We start from the raw sequence: 17,018 nt of genomic DNA, 5'->3' as shown, positions 1-17,018 counted from the left end.
CTGCCTTGATCATGGATAATACTTTAAAACAAATGATAAAAAGAGGCGCGTTTTTATGTACGCTGGTCATTATCGCGTTGGTAGGCGATATCAGAAATACCTTTGCCCAGGCCGAATCGCCTAAAGAAGATGATTTTTTTAAGATCATGAAAGTGCCTGCGCCCGAAGGTACCATATTAGAGGTTGGCGGTTTGTGTACCTTGCCAAATGGTACCTTGGCGGTAACCACCCGTCGCGGGGATATTTTTATGGTCGAAAATCCTACCGGGCAGCATCCTTTCTTTCGCAAGTTTGCTTCGGGTTTACATGAGGTTTTGGGCGCCGCCTGGAAAGATGGCGCTTTATACGTTGTTCAGCGCGGTGAATTGACCAAACTGGTGGATACCAATATGGATGGCAAAGCCTATGTTTTTGAAACTATTTATGCCTGGCCTTTATCGGGCAACTATCATGAATATAGTTTCGGGCCTAAAATTGCGCCGGATGGTTCATTTTTTGTGACCCTGAACCTGGGTTTTCCGCCCGATTGGTGGCATCCTAAAAGTTTTGTACCATGGCGCGGTTGGGCCCTGAATATTAAAGAGGATGGTACGGTTACTCCATGGGCAGCAGGATTTCGTTCGCCCTGCGGTATCAGTATGATTGATGGCGAATTGTGGTATGCCGATAACCAGGGCGATTGGGTTGGATCGGGCAGTATTATGCCCATCAAAAAAGGGGCTTTCATGGGGCACCCTTCAAGCCTGGTTTGGACAGGCTTGCCTAACTCGCCGCTAAAGCTTACGCCCGAGCAGTTTTTTGCCAAAAACAACCCGCGGGTAGAGTTTGATAAAAACGGACAGCCGGTAAAACCACAGGATATAGTTAATGAAAAGTTTAAGACCGAGTTTGAGGCTAAAAAAGAATTTCCGGAATTACAGCTGCCTGCGGTTTGGTTACCTCATGGCATCTTAGGTATTTCCAATTCAGAAATTGTGAAGATCCCCGAAGGTGCATTTGGCCCGTTTGCTGGGCAGCTACTGATCTGCGATCAGGGACAAAGCATGATCGACCGGATCTTCCTGGAAAAAGTTAACGGCGAATACCAGGGCGCGGCATGGGCTTTCAGAAGCGGTTTTCAATCGGGCATCGTAAGGTTGGCCTGGCTGTCCGACGGCTCATTGGCTACCGGCGAAACCAACCGTGGCTGGGGATCGGCAGGGGAGGCAACCATGGGCCTGCAGCGTTTGGTATGGAATAACCGGGTTCCGTTTGAAATGCGCGCCATCAGGGCCATGCCCGATGGTTTTGAAATAGAATTTACCAAACCGGTTGATAAAAAGGTGGCGGCAGATATTGCATCCTACTCCATAGAAAGTTTTATTTATAAATATCACGGCGTATATGGTAGTCCGCCGGTGAATACCGAAAAATGCCCCATAGCAGGGGTTAAAGTATCTGAGGATGGCTTAAAAGCAAGGTTGATCGTTAATAATTTACGCAGGTATTATATCCATACCATTACGCTTGCCGCCATCAGGGATAAGGAAAGTTATTTTAACCTGGTGCATCCCACAGCCTATTACACCTTGAATAATATCCCCGAAGGGCAAAAACTTTCCATGACCGAAGTAAGTACGGTAAACTCGGCCAAAGCAGTGGCTTCGGCTGCCGTTAAAAAAGGGATGGGCACTAAAAAGGCTACGGCGTTAAAACCCGGTGCGTTGGTAAATGCTATTCCTACCTATGCCGAAGTGCAGCCTCTTTTGTTGAAAAATACCTGTCTATCTTGTCATAATACCACCAAAAGACAGGTTGGCCCGGCATACGTAGATGTGGCGAAACGGAAATATAGTGTAACCGAACTGATACAGCTGATCCATAGCCCCAAACCCGAGCACTGGCCTGATTATTCGACACCAATGCCGCCCATGCCACAAGTACCCAAAGAAGAAGCGCGTAAGATTGCTCTGTGGATCAAATCGCTGGCTAAATAAATTAAATTTTAGCCCCTTAACCGGCACTTTAAGGCTTAAAACTTCGGACTTAAATGCGTATATTTGTATATAAAAACAGCCCGGTTTTCCTGATTAAAAAGGAGAACCGGGCTGTTTAGTTAAAGGAGAAAATAGCCCGAAAATGGGCTTATTTTTATGAAGTTATTTGATAGTCAATAAAATAACACTTTTTAAAGTTTCAAAAACAGGCTAAAACCGACTTAAAATTTGTTAAAAAGTGTTAAAATCGATGTTTTTCAATCATTTTCCGGCCGTTTTTACCCTGTTTTTGAGCAGAAAAGTGTTAAAATTTAAGGTTTAAAAAGCTTTTGGGCCGGATAGCCACGGCAATTGTTAATGTCTTATCTCTTGACGCTAACTTCTTGATTCTCGCACCACCCCTACATCACCTCTCATGCCCGGTTTTGATGTGCAGGGTTTATAAAAATAAATTAGTTTTATGGCTCTAACCAAAACCACATTTTAAACTATGATCAGCCGTACAGGTATCCGGAAAATTGCAGTGCTGGCTATTGCCATCTGTGCTCTATGTTTTAGTTTATATAGCGCCCACGCACAGGGTGCAAAACCGAAATTCAAGGTAATCGCCTTTTATACAGGGCGTAATGATAAGGCACATATCAGCTTTATGCATGAGGCCAACCGGTGGTTTCCGGCCATGGCCAAAAAGTACAATTTTGCCTATGATTCCACTAATAACTGGAGTAATATGAACCCAGAGTTTCTGGCCAAATATCAGGTAGTTATATTTTTAGATACCCGTGCCGATGATCCTGCACAAAGGGCTGCTTTTGAGCAATATATGAAAAATGGTGGCGGCTGGATGGGTTTTCACTTTTCGGCCTTCGCGCTTACGCCGTCTGATTATCCTCAAAACTGGGATTGGTATCACAACGAGTTCCTGGGATCGGGGCAGTACAAAAGCAATACCTGGCATCCCACCTCAGCTATTTTAAGGGTGGAGGATAACAAGCACCCGGTTACCAAAGGCTTACCCGTCACCTTCAAAGCATCGCCAAATGAGTGGTACCGCTGGGAAAAGGATCTGCGCACCAACCCGGATATCAAGATATTGCTGTCTATCGATTCTACCAGTTTCCCGCTGGGTACAGGGCCAAAACCATACGAAATATGGCACAGTGGTTACTACCCGGTGGTATGGACAAATAAAAACTACCGCATGGTTTACTTTAATATGGGGCATAATGCTATTGATTATGATGGCGGAACAAACAAAGAGCAATCGCAAACCTTTGATAACGACATCCAGAACAAACTGATCCTGAATACCCTGCTGTGGCTGGGAAGCGGTAGGAAATAGAAGTTCTTTAATTCTTCGTAATGATGTCATTTTTTTAGAAAGTCGCCCGATAAAGAGCGAGTTTTTTGCAGTCGGTTTATACCTTTGAGGCTACCAATCTGCACCTATGAAGAAAATAAAAGAAATTTTTACCCGGGTAAAGGAATTACAACACGTTGATAACGAAGATATAACTCCATTGATTTGGCAACTGATCTGCTACTCGCCAAAATTTCCGTTGAGATTACCGCAACAGCAGTTACTAAATGAAGCTTCACCATTTACATTGGAAGTTGACGACCCGCATTTTAGTCAGTCCGTATTAAAATTTAATGGTTATATATGGGGCAATGGTAGCCATAAGGTATTATTGACACATGGCTGGAGCTCCAAAGGCGCCGATTTTATCGATCTGATCACCGCACTCAGAGCCATTGATGACCTGCATATCATCGCCTTTGATGCCCCGGGTAATGGCAGCTCCGAAGGTGAATTATCCAACCTGCTGTTATTTGCAGAGGCGGTGAAAGCCGTCATCAGTACTTATGGTGCGCCGGATATCATGATAGGGCATTCCTTAGGGGTGATGGCCAATACCATAGCTATTCAGCAAACCGGCATCAAACCTTCGTTACTGATCAGTGTAACACCTATGGTGAATTTAAGGGAAAATTTTATAGCTACCATGAACAGCGCCGATGTTCCCAAGACGGCCCAGGACAGGTTTTTTGAAAATTTTAATGAAATATTTGATGTGCCTACAACGTATTTTAATCTTGCCGATATATATAACGTGGATATCGCTCAAAAGCAATGGCTTGCCTATGACCGAGATGATAAAATGGCGCCTTTTCCTTACACACAGGAGCTTTTGAATAGACATCCGATGATTACGTCGAAAGAATATCCCGATGCCACGCACGAAAGAATCATTAAAGATCCCAGGCTGATAGCGGATGTTTTGGAATTGGTGAGAAATAATCAATAAAGGGCAGGGCTGTCAGTCTGAGCCTGTCGAAGACTCGCGTGGAGAGGTCTTTGTCCACCATACTTCGACAGGTTCAGCATGACATCCGCATTTTTTTAAATGGGGTGCGTTTCACTTTGTCACGAGTAATATTTCAACTCAATAAGGTCATGAGGCAATGGTTTGGTATTCCAGGCCTGGTGAATGGCTAATGCTGTACCTACAGCGGTAGCCTGTGCCATGGAGGCCGCGTACACTTCCAGGTGTGGGAAAGCAAAAGCCAGCAGATGCATAAATACGGCATTTTTACTGAAGCCACCATCTACAAATATTCTTTGCACTTTACAACCCTGCAATACAAAGCCGGTTGAGGTTACTTGCTGTTGTACAATATCCATCATTAGTTGATGGTAAGCTTCGGTATCTGTTTTAAAATCATGCAGGTCGCGATGTTCAAAAACTGACCTTTGTAATTCGCCCTCATTGAATTTGCCCTTTAATACTTTTTGAGTTTGTAGCTGTGCAACAACGCCCGGCTCAAAATTCATGTTACGGTACTTGATCACATCCTGGTTAAAATGTGCGGCTATACGTTTTACCTGCTGCTCATAATCATAACCACTAAATAATCGCGATGCCTTAACCGGGCTGCCTTTGTATTGCAGATAGTTAAGACAGTCGTGTTTCAATTCATCTTCGGTAAGCGGCATTTGGTTAAAGGGGTTTAGGCTGATAGACCAGGTGCCGGTTGATATGAGCACAAAAGGCATATTAAAACTCACCAGATAGGGGATGAGCGCTGCCGAACTATCATGTAAGCCAATACCTATGCTATAGCTATTTCCCGGAAATATGGCGGGCAGCACATCATCTGCAGGTTTAAGCGGTGCCATTTTGGGTAAGATGCCTTCTTTACTTAGCCAGTCATGATAGTTGTTTTTGCCAAAATCCCAAAGAGCTGTATGGCATCCAATACTGGTGAGGTCGCTTACCATTTGACCGGTAAGCAGCGAGCTCATATATTGCGGCAGATGCAGTGCATATTTTACCTTTTCAAATATATGGGGCTGTTGATATTTTAAACGGTAAAGCTGCAGGCCGGAGTTAAGGTTGCCTAATACCGGAGAAGCTGTTTCGCGGGCAAATGCGGCTTCGTCGCCATACGCATCATAAAACTGTTTGCTCAGTTCTGGTGGATAAGGTTTCAGATAATTATACAAGGGGGTAAGTGGCCTTCCATCTTCATCAACATATACCAAGCTGGCCCCATAGGTTGAAAAATTGATCGCTTTAATATCAAGCTCTTTGTGCTTAAATATGATCTCACGCAGCGAGTCGAATACAGATAAACGCAAACTATCCAGGTTTTCGCAAACATCGCCATCCTCATCATGGGTTTCGATAAAGCGGGCTGTTCTTTCAAAAACTATTTTATAGTTCTCGTCAAAAAGGAACAGCTTTTTGTTGGTTTTACCCACGTCAAAAATGGCTATAACAGGTATCGGTGCCATATTATAAACCTGTAGATACGGCTAATGCGCCCCGTTCATTGATCAATTGCTGGCGTACCGCTTGTTGGCGGTATAGCTCCAAAGGTTGTAGCGCTCCACCAGTCCTCAAGCGCGATTCGGCAAGTAGCGGACGTACATCAGTACGGTAAGCATGCTGTAAAATTTCCTGCGCCAATACTACATCATTTTGTAGCTGGGCATGCTTCAATGCCTGCTGATCAACTAACAATGCCTGCGTATAGGCTATTTTGATGGCTTCTACGGACTGCAATAGGTCCTCCACAGGGTCTTTGATGTTGTGGGATGCATCTATCATCCAGCCAATACCGGTAGCATGGTTCATGCCGCGGGCGTCCATACCTTCTACCAGTTCATTAAATATCAGGAACAATTGGTAAGGATTAATGCTACCCACGGTAAGGTCATCATCGCCATACTTGGAATCATTAAAATGGAAACCGGCCAGTTTGTCTTCCATCAGTAAAAGGGAAACTATTTGTTCGATATTGGCTCCTTGTAAGTGGTGACCCAGATCAACCAGGGTCTGCGCCTTGTTGCCCAATTTGGAGGCCAGTAAATAAGATTGCCCCCAATCACCAATGGTGGTAGAGTAAAAATTAGGCTCATAGGGCTTGTATTCTATCCAAATCTTCCAGTCGGCGGGCAGTGCGGCATAAATTTCCTGAAGGCTCTCTAATGTACGTTCAAAGGCGCCGCGCATGTTGAGTTGACCCGGGAAGTTTGATCCGTCGGATAGCCAGAGAGACAGTGCCTTAGAATTCAGTTCGACGCCATAATTGATCACCTCAATATTGTGCCCAACGGCCTGTTTGCGCACCGCTTTATCTACATGGTGCAAGGAGCCGTGTTTATAGCTATGCTGCTGTGATGGCTGATCCTGAAAGGTATTAGAGTTTACCGCGTCGAAATGTAAACTATGCTGGGCGGCTAATGCTTTGATGGAAGCGGCATTATCAGGAATATCCCAGGGAATATGCAGGGAAATGGAGTTGCTGCTTTTGTTTAAGGCATGGATCAAACCCACATCCTCTATCTTTTCTTCCAGGCTGCGCGGTTCGCCACCGCCCGAGAAACGACCGAAGCGCGTACCCCCCGTACCTAATGCCCAACTGGGTATAGCCACCTGAAAATCGGTCAGTTTTTGGAGGATGATATCCAGTCCCTTTATATCGGCGGCCACAAAATCAAACTTACGCTGGTGCGCAGCTTGTTGTTTGTGGTTAGCTTCGTCAATAATGCTCTTCTCTAATTGCATGGTTATTGGTTTATGATGATATATTACTAAAACCATGTCATTGCGAGGAGGAAGGACGAAGTAATGAGCCCCACCCAACCCTCCCCGGAAGGGAGGGCTTTGAAATACTTTCTAAAAGTCTCCCCTTTCGGGGGAGATTTAGAGGGGGCTTATTGCCACGCTTCGCTCGCAATGACACGGTGGGTTCTAATGTGCTTTTTTTGTCCCTAAATCCTTTATCTTCAAATCCTTGCTCCAAAAATTACCTTACAAAAGCCATGGCTACGCCGCCATCTACATTCAAAACATTGCCTGTTGATTTGCTGAGCAGGCCACCGGTAAAGGCGAAGCAGGCATCGGCAATATCGGCAGGTAATATAATCTGGTTTAGCAGTGTACGTTTGGCATAATATGCGGGTAACTCTTCCACAGTAATGCCATAAGCTTTGGCCCTGCCTTCGGCCCATCCGCCGGCCCATATATTACTGTCGCTGATCACCGCGTCGGGGTTTACTACGTTTACCCGGATGCCATCAGCGCCCAGCTCGGCAGCATTCAATCTGCTCAGATGCAATTGTGCGGCCTTAGCCGAGCCATAGCCCGCGTTATTAGGTCCGCTTACCAGGGCATTTTTGCTTACTATATTGATAACATCACCGCCAATATCTTGTTTTTGCATCACGGCAACTGCGGCCTGGGTTATAAAAAACTGGCCTTTTACCAGTACATCATACAATAGATCCCAATCTTGCTCGGTATGGTCGGCAATGGATTTAGATATGGACAAACCTGCGTTATTCACCACAATATCAACTCCACCGAAAGCCAGGGCCGCGGTTTCTAAGGCGGCGTTGATCTGTTCGGCTTTGGTCACATTCAGTACAGCGGTAGTGTAGGAGTCTTTACCGTATTGTTTTTTAAACTCTTCGGCGGCAGCTTCAAGCCGTTCTGTATTCATGTCATTGAGGATCACTACAGCACCCTCATCCACAAATTTTTTGGCGATGGCTTTGCCTATGCCACCGGCGCTGCCCGTGATCAGGGCAATTTTACCAGACAAAGCCTTGGGTTTTGGCATCCGCTGTAATTTGGCTTCTTCCAGCAACCAGTACTCAATGTCAAAAGCCTCCTGACGGGGCAATGAGGTATACTCAGATATAGCTTCGGCGCCCTTCATCACGTTGATGGCATTGGTATAAAACTCAGCTGCAACGCGTGCGGTTTGTTTGTCTTTAGAGAACGAGAATAGACCAACGCCCGGGTACAGGATGATCACCGGGTTAGCATCCCTGATGGCCGGACTGTTATCATGTTTGCAGGTATTGTAATAGTCGGTATACATCTGGCGATAAGCGGCAAACGCCGGTGCAAGACGTTCCTGTAATGCTTTTACATTGCTCAAGTCCTCGTTAGGTTGCAGATCCAATACCAGCGGACTGATCTTGGTGCGCAAAAAGTGATCCGGGCAACTGGTTCCTAAAGGCGCCAAACGATCAAGATCATTGGAATTGATAAATTCCAGCACACGGGCATCATCGGTAAAATGACCTATCATGTGTTTTTCGCTCGAGCAAAAACCCCGAAGGATAGGAGCAATTTCAGCTGCTTGTTTTTTACGTCTAACTTCGTCGAGACTTTGAATCTTTTGCCCGCCAAATACGGGGGCTTTTTTACCATAGTTTTCTTCCAGGTATTCGGCACAGCGTTCTATAACTTCCAGGGTGTTTACATAGCTTTCAAAAGCGGTATCGCCCCAGGTAAACAATCCGTGCGAACCCAGCATAATACCCCTGATGCCTGGATTTTCGTCAAGACATTGTTTGAGTTGCAGGCCAAGCTCAAAACCTGGTTTTTTCCACTCCACCCAGCCAATGGTGCCGTCAAACAGCTCCTGGGTTATTTTTTTACCATCCTTAGCCGCGGCGATAGCGATGGCCGCATCGGGGTGTAGGTGGTCGATATGTTTAAAGGGTAAAAAACCATGCAGGGGAGTATCTATAGATGGCGCTTTAGAAGCCAGGTCATATATGCAATGGTTAAAAAGTTCTACCATTTCGTCCTCATAGGCCACACCCCGGTAAACGTTTTTGAGGCTGCGCAGGCGATCGACATATAATGCTGCCAATCCGCTCTTTTTGAGTGTGCCGATGTCGCCTCCAGAGCCTTTGATCCACATGACCTCAACTTCGCTGCCGGTGAGCGGGTCTTTCGACAACACCTTGCATGAGGTATTGCCTCCGCCATAATTGGTGAGGCGCAGATCGGCGCCTAACAGGTTTGAGCGGTATATTAACAGGGCAACTTCATCACCTTCCAGTTTGGCGGCTTCGGCATCATCCCACAGATAGCTTACATGTTTGAATGGTGTTGTTCTGATAGACATATGTTTTAATTATTGAATTATTGAGTTAGTGAATTAGTGAATTTTTTGGATCACTGATATATTGAATTGTTGATTTAAAGAATTGTTTTTGTTGAGTTTTGATTGACATGCTATTTAATTGAGTTGCCATAGCCAACTACCAGTACCGATAGTATAATGACCACAATGCCGGCTATCACAGTAGCAAATGCCGGTTTACTCACGCCTTTCCATTCTTTTAGTATAAGTCCCCACATATTGGCTATCAGGATAATGAAGGCCATGTGCAGTATCCAGGAGCTGGCGCCATTACCCATTTTGCTTTCGCCCATGCCGTAAAAAAAGAACTGCAAAAACCAGGTGGTGCCGGCCAGCGCCGCGAACAGGTAGTTTTTAAGCAGTGGCGTTTTTTTATCGGTGTAATTACCAAAAGTTTTATTGCGGGCATTTAATATCATGCACCATATAAAGTTGGTAGTTAAGCCTCCCCAAAGTATAATAATATAGGTAACGTTGTTCTGGAACAGAAAATTACCCTGCGCCGGATGAGCTGCTTGCCACAGTTGATTGGCGGTATCGGCCATGCTTTTGCCGGCTTCTATACCAAAATTAAAGCAAGCGCTTAGTACGCCCGATACAATAGCCACCAGTATGCCCAGACCAAAGCGATAGTCTTTATTTTCTTGTGCTATTGCCCCATTGGCCGATAATTCTTTTTCCTTCATCATACCCGCTTTGCCGCATATCACAATGCCAGCAACGCATAGCAGAATACCCAGCAGCACCATTTGCCCCCAGGAGGTATGCAGCATCAGGCTAAAAGTATCCTTACCTGCTTTTGGGAAAATATCATAATAAATCGATGGTATCAAAGCCCCAAAAACAGAGCAAAGTCCCAGGATAATTGTACTACCCAGCGATACGCCCAGGTACCGCACCCCAAGGCCATAGGTGAGTCCGCCAATTCCCCAGAGTAAACCCATGAGGTATGTCCAGCCGATAACGGAACCTTCGGTATGGCTAATGATATCTGCAAAACCCGGAATGGTTAACCATGCGGCCAGCGGCGGTACAATAAACCAGGAAAAAATGCCGCCCACTATCCAGTAGCTTTCCCAGGCCCAGCCCTTAATTTTTTTATAAGGGATATAAAAGCTCCCCGAGGCAAAGCCACCGACAAAATGGAAAAAGACTCCAAAGATTATTTGCATACACTATCAGGTTATATTGGTAAAGCTAATTTAGGGAATAAATAGGCCGAAACTGTCATGTACTGTCATGGAAACCTCAGCCAACCCTCTCCAAAGGAGAGGGAGTATAAGGATGAATATCGACTCACCCCGCCTGCGCTTTTGCTGGGCGACCCTCTCTTCGCTTGCGGCGGAAAGAGGGTAAAGAAAACATTTGTCATGCTGAACGGAGTGAAGCATCTATTCTGCTCCTAGCATATTCAATAACAGATCCTTCGTTCCTCAGGATGACAATTCTTTTGATTTTTAAATCCCCTCTTTCCGCCGCAGGCGAAGAGAGCGTGATCGAGCGTAGCGATGATCGGGTCAGTAAACTATAATTCATGCTATGGGGACTATTTCTGTTAAAAAGTGGGTTTACATGGTTTACGCTTTTTTATGGTTTACATGATGCTATATTGCTGATAATGAGTAATTTGAATTGATTTTTAATGATAAATCGCCTGAATTGTGTAAACCCACTTTTTAGCATTTGAGCTTCCCAATATAGGAACGTAAGTAGGAATCTGTTTGTCTTTTATCCTTTCGTCCCTTGTGTTTTTATCCTAAATTAGGCACACATATGAAACCATATATTTTAGGTATCGATATAGGCACGGGTAGCACCAAAGCTGTGGCCCTCACCCTGACTGGCGAGGCATTGGGGGTGGTTCAAAATCATTACCCTATCAACAATCCGGAGCCGGGTTACAGTGAGCAGGATCCGCTGTTGATATGGCATGCCTTTGTAAAATGTATGCAGGATATCACCGCGCGGGTGGGCTATGCACCGGTTACCGTGAGTTTTAGCAGCGCCATGCACAGTATTATACTGGTAGATGAAACAGGAACGCCGCTGTCGCCGATGATCACCTGGGCCGATGCGCGGAGCGAGGATATCGCGCAGGAGCTAAGACATTCAGTACAAGGTGCAGAAATATATCGCATTACGGGTACACCAATACATGCCATGTCGCCCTTGTGTAAGCTCATCTGGCTGCGTACCAATAAGCCCGAGCTGTTTATACAGGCAGCTCAATTTATATCGATCAAGGAATTTATCTGGTTTAAACTGTTTGGAAGTTTTGAGATCGATTATTCCATTGCCTCGGCTACCGGCTTGTTTGATATCTTGAAGCTGGATTGGAGTGTAGAAGCCTGTAAGCTGGCCGGTATTTCTGCTGCCAAATTATCAATCCCCAGAAACACCACTTATCACCGTAATAACCTTAACCCGGATACAGCCGCCTTGCTGAATATCTCGCAACAAACTCATTTTGTGATCGGCGCGAGTGATGGTTGCTGCGCCAATCTGGGCAGCCATACTACCGGGCCGGGTATTGCGGCGCTTACTATTGGTACCAGCGGAGCGGTGCGTATCACCAGTCCCAAACCGGTATACAATTTTGATGGGATGACTTTCAATTACCTGCTTAACCAGGATACTTTTGTATGCGGTGGTGCGGTAAACAACGGAGGTATCGCCATAAACTGGCTACTGCAAAATTTCTTGCAAAAGGAAAAACTGACACCGGCAGATTATGACGAATTATTCGCGACCATCGATACCATCCCAGCAGCAAGTGACGGACTCATCTTTTTGCCTTATTTATACGGCGAGCGTGCCCCGCTTTGGGATACTCAAACCAGCGGCGGGTTTTTGAATATAAAACCGGCCCAAACCCGGGCCCATTTTTTAAGGGCGGCACTTGAAGGGGTTTGTTTTGCTTTGTATGATGTATTGAAAACCGTAGAGGATGCCTCGGTAAATATTACTCAGGTGAACATTAGCGGCGGTTTTGTAAGTTCTGCTACCTGGACGCAGATCCTGGCAGATATTACCGGGAAAAGGTTGGTAGTGCTGCAGCCCGAAGACGCGTCGGCCGTTGGAGCCATTTACCTGGCTGCGCAGGTGCTGCATCCCGAAAGTTATGATCAGCTTACACATGTTGATAACCAAACGGTTATTGAGCCCAATGCGCAAAACCATGAGCGGTACAGCAAATTGTTTCCAATATTTAAAAAGCTGTACCGCGACCTCATGGATTCGATGCACCGACTGCATGAATTAGATATTTAAAAAGGGGGCTGCTATGAATGATTATTAAATGGATCGGCGAAGGCTTTTCCCGCTATCAGATCCAGGAACTCGGCATCGGTGATGAGGCAACTGTTGAGCTCTCTGGTTAATTCTTCCTTATTCAAGTGCTCGCCAATAAAAACCAGCTCGTTGTGGCGGTCGCCAAATTCTTTCGACCAGTTTTTTTCGATCATTTCTTTATTCTCTACAAAATCATGGAATTTAACGCGTTGCTGATAGGGCATGCTGGCCCACCAAACACCCGCATTTTCCAGGCGTGATGATCCACCTGCCTGCGAAAAATTCAGGGCATCATCCGGGGCAGAAGCTATCCAGAACAAACCCTTGGAACGGATAATGTTCTGCGGAAAATCGTGATGCAGGTAATGGTAAAATCTTTCGGGATGGAAGGGCTTCTTTGACCGGAAAACGGTTGAGCTGATGCCATATTCCTCGGTTTCTGGCGTGTGTTCGCCATTCAGTTCTTTGATCCACCCGGCAGACTGGGAAGCTTGGTCGAAATCAAATAGCCCGGTGTTTAATATCTCCTTAGGGTCGATCTTACCAAATTGGGTGTGTAATATTTTAGCGCCGGGATTTAATTTAGTGATCACTGCTTCTAATATCTTTACTTCTTTGAGCGATACCAGGTCGGTTTTGTTGAGTAGTATCACATCGGCAAATTCAATCTGGTCGGTAAGCAGGTTAACTATGGTGCGACGGTCGTTGGGGTCATCCACGAGGTCGCGGTTCAGCAATAATTCCGAGCTCCCAAAATCCTTATAAAAGTTAAAGCAATCCACCACGGTAACCATGGTATCCAGTTTCGCAAACCTGCTCAGGTCGATACCTGCATCTTCATCTGCAAAATTAAATGTCTGGGCGATGGGTATAGGTTCGGAAATTCCTGTACTTTCTATCAACAAATAATCAAAACGACCTTCTTTGGCCAGTTTTTCCACCTCAATCATCAGATCCTCGCGCAGGGTACAGCAAATACAGCCATTGCTCATTTCTACCAGTTTTTCTTCGGTGCGCGACAACGTTTTTTGATTGGCTACCAGTTGAGCGTCAATATTTACCTCACTCATGTCGTTCACAATAACCGCTACCTTCAAATTTTGCTTGTTATGCAGTATATGGTTTAACAAGGTTGTTTTGCCGCTGCCCAAAAAGCCGCTGAGTACGGTTACAGGTAATCTCTTTTCCATCTGTAATTATTTTATACAAACATAAGAGATAATTTTTAAATGCAATTATGTTGCATTTAAAAAAGAAAAAATAAATGTCTACGAATGAGCTGTGTTGCTTATATATTACAGGCTAAAAGCCTTGGCAAACCGGTAACAACAGTAAACAATAACAGGGGCGGCCAGTACATCCAGTGTATAATGAATGTGCTGTACAAGCAGGAGTGCCATCACTACAAGCGCGGCAATAAGCGCGATAGCTTTATCCCGTTTTTTATCCAGGTGAAGATAGATAAGTACCATAGTTGAGGTATGCCCCGAAAAGAAAAGATCTTTGGTGATAGCCGCATGACCATAAAAATAACTCGTGAGCGGATCAACCAGGGGAACGAGCCCCGCAGGTGGGTCGAGTTTGACCAGCGTGAGTGATATGAAACGCGCTATACAAACAAAAATCAGCGTCCAGATATAAGTAGTACAAACAGCGGGTTTATAAAAAGCCCTTACAGCCATCAGGATTCCCATACCCCAAATAAGGGCAAAAATAGGTACCGATACATCATAAGCAGGTAAATGCGCCAGCACCCAATCATTAAGTACGGTGCCGTTGCGGTTTTCAATTCCTCTGAAAAAGCCCGGCATAATATTAATAATGGCCACAATAAGTATGGAGCCAACAAATAATTTAACACGCTTTAAACTGGTATCGTACGCGGTTAACCAGTTCTGTTTTAGCTTATAAATAGCGGTATTGGGCACAGTTTATATATAAATATGGTATGCTTAAATAGTTTATTGACTTCAATATTAAGAAGTTGTTACCAAAAAGTTAAAATAAATCAGACAAAAATATGAAATTAATTTGATGCAATGATGTTGCGTTTTAATTTATCTTTGCGCATGGATGTTCCAAAAAATACTTCACGGCTTGATCATATCGGGATAACAGCATCAACGTTGTGCGCTGTACATTGTGCGGTTGTGCCCGTGTTATTTACCAGTTTACCGCTAATTGGTCTGGGTTTTTTGGCCAATGCCTGGGTAGAGTGGGGGATGATCTTGCTGGCACTAATCATCGGTACCTATTCCATTGGCGGGGCTTATTTGCGCGTACACAAACGGCCCGCTCCCCTTTTTTTGTTGATAGCCGGTTTTGCTGTGATTTTGTTGGGACATGCGTTTACTACAGGTTGGCTTGAAGTAATCATGGTGCCTGCTGGTGGTTTGCTGATTGCTGCCGCGCATTTTGTAAATTACAAATATACAGGGGCCTGCAGCCATAAATAGCCGGAAAGGAGGTGGAAGGGCAATGAATAGTTGATATTAGCCTTTTAACAAAACCATATTTTAAACCCTTAGTTATTCTTGTTAAATTTGTAGGCTTTTATATTATTCCCCAGTTAAATGACACAAACCCGCAATAATTTTCATTTTGAAGACTTGCTGAACAAGCATCATTTAAAAAAAACCGCCCCAAGGCTCAGGGTTTTATCCATGATGTCGTCAAGAAGCGCGGCCACTTCCCAGCCCGATCTGGAAAGCGTGATGAGCGATATTGACCGGGTTACGCTTTACCGCATCCTCAATGCTTTTGAAGAAAAAGGCATTATCCATAAGGTATTTGATTTAAACGGTACAGCCAATTACGCGCTGTGCAGCTCCAACTGCGATGAAGGTCACCATCATGATGAACATTTGCATTTTAACTGTACCAATTGCAAAAATGTTTATTGTTTAGACGACCTGCATCTGCCGCCAATAAAACTTCCCGCAGGATTTGAACCCACTGGTTTTACGTTGTATGCTACTGGCCTATGCCCAAAATGCAGTAAAAAAGCCGCCAAAAAATGATCGGGAATAAAAAGTTTTTTTACCTAATTGTAAACTGCGGACTTCTATTTTTATTTCTTAGTCTTTGCTCATTTACCCCCGGCAGGGATACTATACCTGCTGCATCTACCTTCAAATTCAAAACCATTATTATTGATGCCGGTCACGGCGGTAAAGATCCCGGCGCGCGTGGATCATACTCTAACGAGAAAACGGTAACTCTGGCTATAGCTAAAAGATTAAAAGCAGCAATCGATTCGCAGATCACCAGTGTTAAGGCTATCATGACCCGCACCGATGATACTTTTATACCACTTAACCAGCGATCGGCCATAGCTAATCAGAATCATGGTAACCTGTTTATCTCTATACACTGTAATTCCTCGCCCGAAGGTAACGCGGCTATCGCGCATAAGCGGAAAGGTGTATTGCTGCTGGTTTATGGTTTTCACCGGTTAAAGGAGCAGGAGGAAGCCGTACGCGAAAACTCTTCCATATTTATCGAAAAAGATTACAAGCAAAATTACGAGAGCTATGATGAAAGCGATCCCTCCAATCTCATCATCCTCAATGCTTACATCCAAAAATACCGCAAACAAAGTATCCTCTTTGGCGATCTGCTCAACACCGAGTTTGTAGATACCAACGGGCGCGAAAGTAATGGTGTAAAGGAGCAGGGCGTACTGGTACTGGCCCACAGCGCTATGCCTGCCGTACTCATTGAAACCGGTTTTATTAATAACCCCGAAGAAGAAGATTATCTGAACTCACCCGAAGGACAAAACGAGATCGTTCAGTCTATCATCAGGGCCATTAATAATTATAAGAAAGCGATAGGGGCTTTGTAGAGTGAGGCAGTGTACTAAAAGTAGAATGAAAAACAATGTCTATTGTTTTTTTATCAACCTGAATGTAAGTGTTCCCTTTTGTTTTATTACACTGTCTCCGGCTAAAATCGTATCATAATCAGGATAATTTAGGCTGCCCAGGTCATACTTTATTCCTTTAATGGTTATATGCGGTATTTGTTTAGGCTTTTCATAGTATGCCTGCTCTATTATGCCGTTAAAACTGTAATCTTTTGCTTCATTTAATCCGTGCATTGCCCATATAGAGAGGGCAGTGGAAACCAATACGAATAAACACATCAGCCCTAATGTTGGGTAATACTGTTCCTTTCTGATTTTTGATTTAACACGAGGGATAAGTAGTACAATGACTACTATCAGGAATGGTGTGACTAATACTAAGAAAGGAAAATATGAGGGCATAAATAATATTTTAATTATTGAATATA

At 44.6% G+C, this 17,018-nt stretch carries 14 protein-coding genes; 7 read left to right on the top strand and 7 right to left on the bottom strand.

Features of this window, described 5'->3' with window-relative positions:
- The first annotated feature begins 11 nt into the window (after positions 1 to 11).
- The 3 genes from ACTJKG_RS10655 (at position 12) to ACTJKG_RS10645 (ending at position 4,285) form a co-directional block, all read left to right on the top strand.
- Positions 12 to 1,976 (top strand): hypothetical protein, encoded by a 1,965-nt coding sequence (locus ACTJKG_RS10655; RefSeq protein WP_440739188.1) that lies wholly within the window; start codon positions 12 to 14, stop codon positions 1,974 to 1,976.
- 490 nt (positions 1,977 to 2,466) lie between these two features.
- Positions 2,467 to 3,318: a ThuA domain-containing protein gene (locus tag ACTJKG_RS10650; protein WP_440739187.1), complete on the top strand. Its 852-nt coding sequence runs from the start codon at positions 2,467 to 2,469 to the stop codon at positions 3,316 to 3,318.
- 106 nt (positions 3,319 to 3,424) lie between these two features.
- Complete coding sequence (locus tag ACTJKG_RS10645) at positions 3,425 to 4,285, top strand: alpha/beta fold hydrolase (protein WP_440739186.1); 861 nt, start codon at positions 3,425 to 3,427, stop codon at positions 4,283 to 4,285.
- Between the two features lie 119 nt (positions 4,286 to 4,404).
- Here the strand turns inward: ACTJKG_RS10645 and ACTJKG_RS10640 are convergent, their stop codons facing one another.
- The 4 genes from ACTJKG_RS10640 to rhaT all read right to left on the bottom strand — a co-directional run bounded on the left by ACTJKG_RS10640 (position 4,405) and on the right by rhaT (position 10,603).
- Positions 4,405 to 5,775 carry an FGGY-family carbohydrate kinase gene (locus ACTJKG_RS10640; protein WP_440739185.1) on the bottom strand — a complete coding sequence of 457 codons (1,371 nt, stop codon included), beginning with the start codon at positions 5,773 to 5,775 and terminating at the stop codon, positions 4,405 to 4,407.
- A gap of 1 nt (position 5,776) precedes the next feature.
- Positions 5,777 to 7,051 (bottom strand): sugar isomerase, encoded by a 1,275-nt coding sequence (locus ACTJKG_RS10635; RefSeq protein ID WP_440739184.1) that lies wholly within the window; start codon positions 7,049 to 7,051, stop codon positions 5,777 to 5,779.
- Between the two features lie 241 nt (positions 7,052 to 7,292).
- A complete protein-coding gene (locus ACTJKG_RS10630) occupies positions 7,293 to 9,413 on the bottom strand; it encodes a bifunctional aldolase/short-chain dehydrogenase (protein ID WP_440739183.1) in 2,121 nt (706 codons plus the stop codon).
- 110 nt (positions 9,414 to 9,523) lie between these two features.
- Positions 9,524 to 10,603 carry an L-rhamnose/proton symporter RhaT gene (rhaT, locus tag ACTJKG_RS10625; protein WP_440739182.1) on the bottom strand — a complete coding sequence of 360 codons (1,080 nt, stop codon included), beginning with the start codon at positions 10,601 to 10,603 and terminating at the stop codon, positions 9,524 to 9,526.
- A 601-nt stretch (positions 10,604 to 11,204) separates the two neighbouring features.
- Between rhaT and ACTJKG_RS10620 the strand changes: the two genes are divergently transcribed.
- Entirely contained in the window at positions 11,205 to 12,701 is a 1,497-nt protein-coding gene (locus tag ACTJKG_RS10620) for a gluconokinase (RefSeq protein ID WP_440739181.1), read from the top strand.
- 11 nt (positions 12,702 to 12,712) lie between these two features.
- On the opposite strand, the gene ACTJKG_RS10615 is transcribed toward ACTJKG_RS10620, so the two are convergent.
- Together ACTJKG_RS10615 and ACTJKG_RS10610 are read right to left on the bottom strand one after the other, a co-directional pair.
- The gene (locus ACTJKG_RS10615) at positions 12,713 to 13,912 is read right to left on the bottom strand and encodes a GTP-binding protein (protein WP_172334618.1); all 1,200 of its coding nucleotides are present in this window, start codon (positions 13,910 to 13,912) and stop codon (positions 12,713 to 12,715) included.
- Positions 13,913 to 14,017: 105 nt separating this feature from the next.
- A complete protein-coding gene (locus tag ACTJKG_RS10610; protein WP_172334617.1) occupies positions 14,018 to 14,650 on the bottom strand; it encodes a phosphatase PAP2-related protein in 633 nt (210 codons plus the stop codon).
- A 141-nt stretch (positions 14,651 to 14,791) separates the two neighbouring features.
- Here ACTJKG_RS10610 and ACTJKG_RS10605 point away from each other — a divergent pair, with 141 nt between their 5' ends.
- The 3 genes from ACTJKG_RS10605 to ACTJKG_RS10595 all read left to right on the top strand — a co-directional run bounded on the left by ACTJKG_RS10605 (position 14,792) and on the right by ACTJKG_RS10595 (position 16,569).
- Positions 14,792 to 15,178, top strand: coding sequence for a MerC domain-containing protein (locus tag ACTJKG_RS10605; RefSeq protein WP_172334616.1), 387 nt, complete (start codon positions 14,792 to 14,794; stop codon positions 15,176 to 15,178).
- A 117-nt stretch (positions 15,179 to 15,295) separates the two neighbouring features.
- Positions 15,296 to 15,742 carry a Fur family transcriptional regulator gene (locus tag ACTJKG_RS10600; RefSeq protein ID WP_172334615.1) on the top strand — a complete coding sequence of 149 codons (447 nt, stop codon included), beginning with the start codon at positions 15,296 to 15,298 and terminating at the stop codon, positions 15,740 to 15,742.
- Positions 15,739 to 16,569 carry an N-acetylmuramoyl-L-alanine amidase family protein gene (locus tag ACTJKG_RS10595; RefSeq protein WP_440739180.1) on the top strand — a complete coding sequence of 277 codons (831 nt, stop codon included), beginning with the start codon at positions 15,739 to 15,741 and terminating at the stop codon, positions 16,567 to 16,569. The genes ACTJKG_RS10600 and ACTJKG_RS10595 overlap by 4 nt, the downstream gene beginning before the upstream one ends.
- 39 nt (positions 16,570 to 16,608) lie before the next feature.
- On the opposite strand, the gene ACTJKG_RS10590 is transcribed toward ACTJKG_RS10595, so the two are convergent.
- The gene (locus ACTJKG_RS10590; protein ID WP_440739179.1) at positions 16,609 to 16,992 is read right to left on the bottom strand and encodes a hypothetical protein; all 384 of its coding nucleotides are present in this window, start codon (positions 16,990 to 16,992) and stop codon (positions 16,609 to 16,611) included.
- Between the last annotated feature and the right edge of the window lie 26 nt (positions 16,993 to 17,018).

The sequence above is a fragment of the Mucilaginibacter sp. 22184 genome (assembly GCF_052045695.1).
Classification (GTDB): domain Bacteria; phylum Bacteroidota; class Bacteroidia; order Sphingobacteriales; family Sphingobacteriaceae; genus Mucilaginibacter.
This window is presented reverse-complemented; position numbering and strand designations above follow the sequence as displayed.

Excerpts from the sequence above, each read along its gene's own strand:
- ACTJKG_RS10655 (WP_440739188.1), top strand. The coding sequence starts at position 12 with ATGGATAATACTTTAAAACAAATGATAAAAAGAGGCGCGTTTTTATGT.
- ACTJKG_RS10650 (WP_440739187.1), top strand. The coding sequence starts at position 2,467 with ATGATCAGCCGTACAGGTATCCGGAAAATTGCAGTGCTGGCTATTGCC.
- ACTJKG_RS10645 (WP_440739186.1), top strand. The coding sequence starts at position 3,425 with ATGAAGAAAATAAAAGAAATTTTTACCCGGGTAAAGGAATTACAACAC.
- ACTJKG_RS10640 (WP_440739185.1), bottom strand. The coding sequence starts at position 5,775 with ATGGCACCGATACCTGTTATAGCCATTTTTGACGTGGGTAAAACCAAC.
- ACTJKG_RS10635 (WP_440739184.1), bottom strand. The coding sequence starts at position 7,051 with ATGCAATTAGAGAAGAGCATTATTGACGAAGCTAACCACAAACAACAA.
- ACTJKG_RS10630 (WP_440739183.1), bottom strand. The coding sequence starts at position 9,413 with ATGTCTATCAGAACAACACCATTCAAACATGTAAGCTATCTGTGGGAT.
- rhaT (WP_440739182.1), bottom strand. The coding sequence starts at position 10,603 with ATGCAAATAATCTTTGGAGTCTTTTTCCATTTTGTCGGTGGCTTTGCC.
- ACTJKG_RS10620 (WP_440739181.1), top strand. The coding sequence starts at position 11,205 with ATGAAACCATATATTTTAGGTATCGATATAGGCACGGGTAGCACCAAA.
- ACTJKG_RS10615 (WP_172334618.1), bottom strand. The coding sequence starts at position 13,912 with ATGGAAAAGAGATTACCTGTAACCGTACTCAGCGGCTTTTTGGGCAGC.
- ACTJKG_RS10605 (WP_172334616.1), top strand. The coding sequence starts at position 14,792 with ATGGATGTTCCAAAAAATACTTCACGGCTTGATCATATCGGGATAACA.
- ACTJKG_RS10600 (WP_172334615.1), top strand. The coding sequence starts at position 15,296 with ATGACACAAACCCGCAATAATTTTCATTTTGAAGACTTGCTGAACAAG.
- ACTJKG_RS10595 (WP_440739180.1), top strand. The coding sequence starts at position 15,739 with ATGATCGGGAATAAAAAGTTTTTTTACCTAATTGTAAACTGCGGACTT.
- ACTJKG_RS10590 (WP_440739179.1), bottom strand. The coding sequence starts at position 16,992 with ATGCCCTCATATTTTCCTTTCTTAGTATTAGTCACACCATTCCTGATA.